The 8825-nt window shown below is 45.6% G+C and carries 6 protein-coding genes; all 6 read left to right on the plus strand.

All coding sequences use genetic code 11. From position 1 onward, the window contains the following. Nucleotides 1-5 precede the first annotated feature (5 nt). Entirely contained in the window at nt 6-1454 is a 1449-nt protein-coding gene (locus ABDW16_RS26230; RefSeq protein WP_343673932.1) for a PLP-dependent aminotransferase family protein, read from the plus strand. A gap of 61 nt (nt 1455-1515) precedes the next feature. After that, nucleotides 1516-2859, plus strand: coding sequence for an alpha-L-fucosidase (locus ABDW16_RS26235; RefSeq protein ID WP_343673933.1), 1344 nt, complete (start codon nt 1516-1518; stop codon nt 2857-2859). Nucleotides 2860-2936: 77 nt separating this feature from the next. Further along, nucleotides 2937-3899, plus strand: coding sequence for a polyprenyl synthetase family protein (locus tag ABDW16_RS26240; protein WP_343673934.1), 963 nt, complete (start codon nt 2937-2939; stop codon nt 3897-3899). A 62-nt stretch (nt 3900-3961) separates the two neighbouring features. Continuing rightward, nucleotides 3962-4495: an RNA polymerase sigma factor gene (locus ABDW16_RS26245; protein ID WP_343673935.1), complete on the plus strand. Its 534-nt coding sequence runs from the start codon at nt 3962-3964 to the stop codon at nt 4493-4495. A 60-nt stretch (nt 4496-4555) separates the two neighbouring features. After that, a complete protein-coding gene (locus tag ABDW16_RS26250) occupies nt 4556-5491 on the plus strand; it encodes a FecR domain-containing protein (RefSeq protein ID WP_343673938.1) in 936 nt (311 codons plus the stop codon). Between the two features lie 85 nt (nt 5492-5576). Beyond that, nucleotides 5577-8825: SusC/RagA family TonB-linked outer membrane protein (locus tag ABDW16_RS26255; protein WP_343673939.1), on the plus strand; the 3249-nt coding region annotated here is incomplete at its 3' end.

The following is an 8825-nucleotide window of genomic DNA, read 5'->3' on the forward strand; positions in this document are numbered from 1 at the left end:
TCCAGATGCTGCCATTTCAGACCCTCATCCCACTGAACAAGACCTTAGCCCTGCCTGTCTACAGGCAGATCGCCAACGCTATTACCCAGCATATTAAAAATGGCATCTTAAAGCCCGAAACGGCCCTGCCAGGCACCCGTGAGATGGCTGAAATCCTGGATGTACACCGTAAAACGGTCGTTGCGGCATATAGTGAATTACAGATCCAGGGATGGATCCTGGTCACCCCCAGGAAAGGATTTTATGTAGCCGGCAACCTGCCGGAACTAAAACCCCGTGAATGGCAACAAGAGGGCACCAGCGGCTACGGCAAAAAGATGTGTGCTCCCTTCAATGTGCTGACACCCGATTACCAGGGGAGTATTTATCCTCCCAATACACCTTTTCGCCTCATCATAGACGATGGCTGGCCAGATACCCGCTTAGCTCCCCTGGACCTGCTGATGCGGGAATACCGGAGCCTGCTAAAATTTAAATATAAAAACCCGGTGACCGGTACGGTTACAGCAGGTTCGCAAAGCCTGCGGGAGGCTATGGTAGATTATCTCTCTGAAACAAGAGGTATCAAGGCCGATCTCCCCAATCTCCTCATTACCCATGGCGCCCAAATGGCCATTTACATTGCTGCGCGCCTCACCATTACGCCCGGCTCCAATGTGATTGCAGGTACCCCCGGGTATAATACTGCCAGCCAGTTATTCCAGCACCTGGGAGCGAACCTTATTACTGTACCGGTAGATGACCAGGGTATAGATACCGATGCCGTAGCTGCTATCTGTAAAAAACATCCTGTCAGCATGCTCTATGTTATTCCTCACCACCACCATCCAACCACTGTAACCCTGAGTCCTGCCAGGAGAATGCACCTGCTGGAACTGGCAGCACAATACAACTTTGCCATCATTGAAGATGATTATGACTATGGTTTTCACTATAATTCTTCTCCCTACCTGCCACTGGCCAGTGGACAGCATGAGGGAAGAGTGATTTATATCGGCTCCTTTTCCAAGTCCCTGGCGGCTTCTGTACGCATCGGGTTCCTGGTAGGCGCTGAAGATTTTATTCAGCAGGGTATTTACCTTCGCAAACTACTGGACCTGAAAGGCAACCACCTGATGGAAGATGCGCTGGCCATATTGATTAAAAACGGAGACATGTCCCGCCACCTCAAAAAGGCAAATAAGGTATATCATACCCGGTTACAGCACCTGACCACGCTACTGGATACACGTCTGCCCGGTATAGTGGAATATTCTGTGCCTATGGGTGGCATGGCCATCTGGACACAATTCAAAGTTCCCTTAAAAGCATTATCTGCCCATGCAGCAAAGCAGGGCGTTTATATCAGCGATGGCTCATTCTATATGGCAAAAAATGCCTGCCGGATTGGGTTTGCCTCTTTGACTATGCAGGAAATGGAAGAAGCCATCACAATATTGGCCAGCGGTATTTAATCCCTTGCATTTCGGGGATTTTCTTTGTATTATTATCCATTGCTTATCAACTGGATCCATTATGCAGAGAAAATTATTGCTGGCTTTAGCCTGTATTGTCATGTCCTTTAGCGTTTCCGCTCAAAAAACCAGTAATGACCCCGAAAAAGAAAAATGGTTCATGGACCTTGGTCTCGGCATGTTTATTCACTGGAGTGTGGATGCCCAACTGGGTGCCGTGATCAGCCATAGTATGGCAGGTGCCTCCGATGAATACCTGGAGCGGTTTACAAAGGAATTGCCCAAAACTTTTAACCCACATAAGTTCAACCCTGATGACTGGGCCGTGCTTGCTAAGCTGGCGGGCATGAAATATGTGGTGTTCACCACCAAGCATCACTCCGGTTTTTGTATGTGGGATACGAAGACCACGCCTTTCAATATCATGAATACGCCTTTCAAAAAAGATGCAACCAAAGCCATCTTTGATGCCTTCCGTAAACAGGGCATTGCGATCGGTGTCTATTTCTCTCCTGAAGATTTTAATTACTTATACGAGCACCATGTGCCTGTAGGCAGAATGCAGCTGCCACAGCATTTTCCGGAAAAGAATCCCGGCCTGATGGCGCTGGACAAGGCACAGCTGAAAGAACTCTTAAGTAATTATGGCAAGATAGATTTTATCTTTTTCGACGGGCCTGCCGAAGGTCTGAAAGAATATGCCTGGGAACTGCAACCTAATATTGTTGTGACCCGGGGACAAATGAATACCCCGGAACAGGAACTACCTGATGCCGTATTGCCAGGTCCATGGGAGGCCTGCTTCACGATGGGTACTGACTGGCAATATAAACCCACCAATGACCCTCAGAAGTCCGGCACAGAGATGATCAATATGCTCATCGAAACAAGGGCTAAAGGGGGTAATCTCTTACTGAATGTAGGTCCTAAGCCGGATGGTGAAATCCAGATAGAACAGGAAGCCCTGTTGCGTGAACTGGCCCTGTGGCAGTTTGCCAATAACGAGGCCGTGACAGGCGTACGCCCCTGGCATATTGTTAAGGAAGGCAACGTATGGTTCACCCGTGGTGCCGATACCACCACCGTCTATGCCTTTGTGCAGGGCGGGAAAGACTGGAAATATGGAGAAAGAAAAGATATGGTGTTTCACACCCTGGAAGGGAATGCCCAGACCAAAGTGTCTATTTTAGGCTATGCCAGTCAGCTGGTAGAATACAAAGAAAACTTTGATGCGGGTATTTATTCCCAGAATACCCCGGTAGGACTCTTTATCAGTGCAGTAAACGGTCAGCGGTTTTACACAGATCGGAAGTGGCCAAACCCTGTAGTGCTAAAGATTGAGCATGTAAAATATAAACCGGTGGTAACAAGCTATCACCAGCGTACCATCGACGGCGCAAAATAATAGGAATCGCTGTCAGCAGGTAAGCTGACGCAGATTGGCTTACCTGCTGACAGAATTTATTACCTTTGGTGCACTTTATGCAATTAGCGAAGAAGATACTAACAGGGGACCTTATACGTTTTGACCAATATTTGCGCGAATGGATGCAGGGAGATAGTGCGCTTTTTAATAAGATCACTGATTACATTCTGCGACATTCCGGCAAGCAGGTACGACCTGTATTTGTATTGCTGAGTGCACACCTGGCGGGCCGGATCACTGAGCAGAGTTACAGGGCCGCTGTATTGGTAGAGCTATTGCACAATGCCTCGCTTGTGCATGATGATATCGTAGACGATGCGTCGGAAAGGAGGGGACAAGCCTCGGTAAACGCCCTCTGGAAAAGCCGGACGGCTGTATTAGTGGGCGATGTAATGTTTTCAAACGGGATGCTGCAATCCCTCTCGATAGGTGATCATAAGATCCTGAAAATATTCTCGGATGCCATTGAAGAAACTATCATAGGAGAGCTGGAACAACTGACACGCTCGAAGAAGTTAAATTTAAAAGAAGACGTTTATTATACCATCATCCGTCAGAAGACGGCAGCGCTGTTAAAGGCAGCCTGTAGAGCGGGAGCAGCTTCCGCCACCAATGATGAAAGCATAGTTGAAAAGATCGCATTGTTCGGAGAAAAAGTAGGAATGGCCTTTCAGATCAGGGATGACCTGTTTGATTATGGCACAGAGGATGTAGGCAAACCAGTGGGCAATGACATCCAGGAAAAAAAAGTAACCCTGCCCCTGATTTATACGATTGCCAATTGTTCCCCGGCTCAACGTAAAGAATTATTATACATTATCAGGCATCAGAATACCAACAGGGAAAAAATCGCTTACCTTATTTCAATAGTAAAGGAATGTGGTGGTTTAGACTATGCTACTGAGCGCATGTATGCCTTTAGAGATGAGGCGTTGGCTATACTGGATACTTTTGACAATACAGCAGTAAAAGCTGCATTGGAAGAAATAGTACGCTATACGACTGACAGGAAGTATTAACATTAAGATAATGTAAGGAGTCAGTAATTATTCTCAACTTGCAGCCACCATACTGTTGCAACATGTTGATCTTACAATTGAAAGATGGCAATGAGACGGTGTTTAAGCAGGTGTATGACCTGACACACAAGAAAGTCTATCGCTATTTTCTGAAAAGAAATGCCACACATGATACAGCCAGAGATCTGACCCAACAAACATTTATCCGATTATGGCAATACCGTCAAACTTTAAAGGAAGACCGAACCCTGGATACACAGTTATTTACTGTAGCTAATTCCGTTTTAATAGACTACCTGCGCCGTTATACCCACCGGCAACAAGTACTGGATTCTTTCAGTAACCTGCAACCTGCCAGTACACAACAGGCACTGCTGGCCTATGAGCAGCAGGATTACCTGCATGCTGCCATTGCACATTTACCCCCCGTGAGGCAGAAAGTAATTCAATTAAGATTGATTCATGGATTTACGAACAAGGAAATCGCCCTCCACTTATCTATTGGTGTAAAGACAGTAGAAGACCACATTACCAAGGCCCTGCGCCAGGTAAAATCGATGCATTTGCTCATCCTGTTACTGATTTGTATTAAGTAAATGTTAACAGCAGGGGAGGAGTGTACCGGCATGCGTAAACAATTTTGAAGTCAACTATACATGCAGATAACTAACGCGCAACTAGACAGGTTCCTGAAAGGACTTTGTACAGCAGAAGAAGCACAGGTCATAGCTGGTTACCTGGACGAGCACCCGGATGTGTTAGATGCATTTCTTCAACAGGATTGGGACGGGACAGATGCGGATACAGCTTTGCCAGCTGATCTGAGCGACTCGATGTACCATCAGATTGAGAGGCACACCGTTCGCCAGCCCCGCATGAAAAAGTGGATGTGGACGGCTGCAGCTGCGGTAGTATCTGTATTAGCGACTTTAGGGCTCTTTCAAAAAAAGAATAGCAAACCTGCTATGATGGCGTCATTGCAGGCACCTGTAGTAAAGACGGCACAATGGCAGGTGTATAAGAACGACCTGCATAAAAAAGATACGATTCTCTTAGCAGACGGTACGATCGTATACTTATTTAAAAACGGGAGTATCCGTTACAAAGAAAGAGCCGTTTACCTGCAAGGAAAGGCAACCTTCAATGTAACCAAAGATGCACATGCACCATTTATGGTATATGCAGGCGCTGTGACGACAATTGTATTAGGTACGAGCTTTAATATTGATCAACGCCGGAAACAGGTAATTGTAACATTATATAGCGGTAAAATAGCGGTTCAACAGGCATCAATGAAAAAAGTAGTCATGCAGCCAGGGCAACAGTTAGTATACAATGAAAATAGTTACGAAGAAAAACCTACAGTAGTCACCAGTGATTCCGTGTTCAATAATACGCCTGTAGCAGTTGTGTTGGATGCATTGTCCAGAAGATACAACAGGGTGATTCAGTACAGGCCAGGCGCCCTGAAGCATAGCTACTTTACAGGCACAGTCATGCCAGCAGATTCATTGCAAACTATCCTGCAGGTAATCAGCCAGATGAACGGACTGACTGTGACACAGGTAAATGATACCGTAGTAATCAGATAAATAGTACATCGCCCTTATGATAGTGGGGAAATGCAGATATACCAATCTGCAAAGGACCCCCTTTTGCACTAAACAAACATTATGTATGAGACCATTACAAACCACTTTGAAATTTGCCGGCTGGCTGCTATGCCTGTTTGTATGCCAGACTGCCTGGGCACAGGCACTGACAGGCAGTGTGCTGAGCGATAAAGGCGACCTGTTGCCCGGTGTAAGTGTGCAGGCAGAAAACCAGCGCACCCACCAGAAGTATGCTGCTTTATCTGATGAACATGGCGTATTTGAATTCAAAAAATTAATAGTAGGAGAGACATATGATCTGAGCTTTACTTTCATGGGCTATGCGCCCGGTAGTTATAAAGGTTTTGTGATTAAACAGGAGGGCAATCACTCTCTTATGATCCGTTTGCATGAAGATGCAAAAGGATTAAATGAAGTAGTGGTTACTGCATTGGGTGTGAAAAAAGAATTGAAGAAGATTGGATATGCTGTGCAGGAAGTAAAAGGTGCAGACCTGGTAAAGGCCAGGGACGCTAACCCCGTTACAGGTCTGACTGGAAAGGTCGCAGGCCTGTCCGTCGCTTCCAACCCTGAATTGATGGGTACACCTTCGCTGGTAATGCGTGGTAACCAGATTACATTGTTTGTCGTAGACGGGGTACCTATCAGTAGTGATACCTGGAATATCAGTCCTGACGATATTGAATCTTATAGTGTGCTAAAAGGCCCTGCTGCCGCTGCTTTGTATGGTAGTCGTGCACAGTATGGTGCGATCCTGATTACTACCAAAAAGGCAAACCCGAAACGCGGTTTTGTGGTAGAAGTGAACTCTACCAATTCCATTGATAAAGGTTTCATTGCAATTCCACATGTGCAGCATGAATATGGAGGTGGCATGTATGGGCTGTATGCCTATGCAGATGGATTTGGCGGGGGCTTGCAGGATGCGCAGTACCAGCTGTGGGGACCACGCTTTCGTGGCCAGCTGATTCCTCAGTATGATGGTGAGTACGATGCTGATAATATCTATACTACTACTTTCGGAAACCAGGTGTATAAAGGGCATATTAAGCCTGCACCGTATCTGAACAGAGGATATGTAAACGGGAAAGGCAACCTGGAGCGTTTTTTAAGAGCAGGTTTTCAAACTACCAATAACATTTCATTGTCTGCTTCAGGTGAGAAATATGCCATGCGTTTTTCTTTATCCCAGTCTCACCAGGAAGGTATTGTGCCCAATACAGGTGTGAACATTGTGAACTTCAATGCCACAGCATCTTACAAGGCATCAGACCGTTTGACCTTTAATACCAATTTTAATTTTAGCCGTACCTATACTCCGAATATCCCGGATGTAACCTATGGCCCTAATAGTCTTGTGTATGATCTGTCAGTATGGACAGGGGATGAATGGAGTGTAACCTCCCCTGATATCAGGGGTAAATGGCAGCCGGGCTATAAGGATGTAAAAATTGTGTTCCCGGAGCATGTGCATTACAATAACCCATGGATGATGGTGGAAGACTGGCTGCGTGGTCATTACAAGACCGATGTAAACGGGTACATTTCTGCAAACTATAAGCTGGATAAACACCTGGATGTAACCGGCCGTACACAGGTAACTACCTATAACTTATTGCGTACGGAAAAAATGCCATGGGGCGCTTACACTTATGCCAGAACATTGGGTCAGGGGGATTATCGTGAAGACAGGAGAAACATGTTTGAAAGCAATACGGATGTACAGCTGAATTATAATTATAATGTCACACCACTGGTAAACCTGGCGGGCCTGGTAGGGGCTAACTGGCGGGAATTTACTTATAGCTCCAACTTTACTTCTACTGACTACCTGGTAATTCCCAGGGTGTATAACTTTAGTAACTCCCTGAATGCGCTGATGACGAACAACTTCAATTCAGACATGCGGGTACTGAGTGCATATGCTTCTATGGATGCAACAATTGGCAGGTATGCTACTTTATCCTTCACCGGAAGAGTGGATAAATCATCTGCTTTACCCAAAGGTAGTAACGTATACTTCTATCCCAGCGTAGCTGTAGCTTCTGTTATCTCTGATTATATCAAACTGCCTGACTTTATTTCATTCCTGAAGGTACGTGGTTCCTACGCCACTGTACATGGCGATGCGACTGCGGCTACTATTGGCGCCACCCCTTATAACACTTATACACAGTTGAATGGATCTACAGCGGGAACCCTGACGACTAACTTTTCTCAATATGGTATCAATTACCTAAGCCCATACAATGGTCCTGACTATTCCCTTCAGGCTGTCTATGCTACTTCCAAGCCTTATAATAATGTAACTGCCGCGTCTTCATCCACTAATATTTTTGACCCAAACATCAAGACGTTTAACCGCGTGAATTTTGAAGAAGGATTTGATATCCGTTTCCTGCAAAACAGGCTGGGCTTTAGCGCTACTGCTTTTCAATATATAGATGGTCCGCAGATCCTGCAAAATGCAGTATCTCCTGCTTCAGGATATACCGGGTATTATATCAATGCACTGAAGACGAGGAAGACAGGGTATGAACTTACATTGAATGGTACAGCCATCAAGTCTAAAGACTTTTCATGGGATGTACTTGTGAACTGGTCTACCTTCAAAGATGTATATGAAGAGCTGCCTCCGGGTCAGACTTATTACAATACCTTTTTCAGGAAAGGAGACAGAACGGATAAATTGTACAACACCGGTTTTGTGAAATCACCTGATGGACAGATCGTCTACGATGCAGGTGGAAAGCCATTGAAAAACCCGGTGAACCAGTTTCTGGGGCATATGAACGGAGATTTTCAATGGGCGATTAATAACTCTTTCCGTTATAAACAGCTAACACTGAGTTTCCAGTTTGACGGTAACGTAGGCGGTGTGATCAGTAACAGATTGTATTCGCTTACTATGCAGGGGGGCGCCAATATCGCTACTGTAGAAGGTGCGATCGGTAAATCCCGCCTGGATGATGATGCGAATGCAGGTGTGAGCAGCTATAAAGGTACCTATGTGGGCAAAGGCGTACAGGTATCTAATGGCGCTGCGATTAAGTATGACAATTTCGGAAAGATTACCAACTATAGTGAATTGCAGTTTGCACCCAATACCGCTACCAGTACTGTACAAACCTGGGCTACCCAGTATTATGGCCAGATCCAGGAAGGTATGCTTACGAGCAAGACCTATGCAAAACTGAGAGAGGTGGTAATTGGGTATGCATTGCCCAAAGCATGGCTGAATAAGACTTTTATCAGTAATGTAAATGTATCACTGGTGGGCAGGAACCTGCTGTACTTCTATAAAGATAATAGA

It is taken from the genome of Chitinophaga sp., from assembly GCF_039596135.1.
In the GTDB taxonomy this organism is placed as follows: Bacteria; Bacteroidota; Bacteroidia; order Chitinophagales; family Chitinophagaceae; genus Chitinophaga.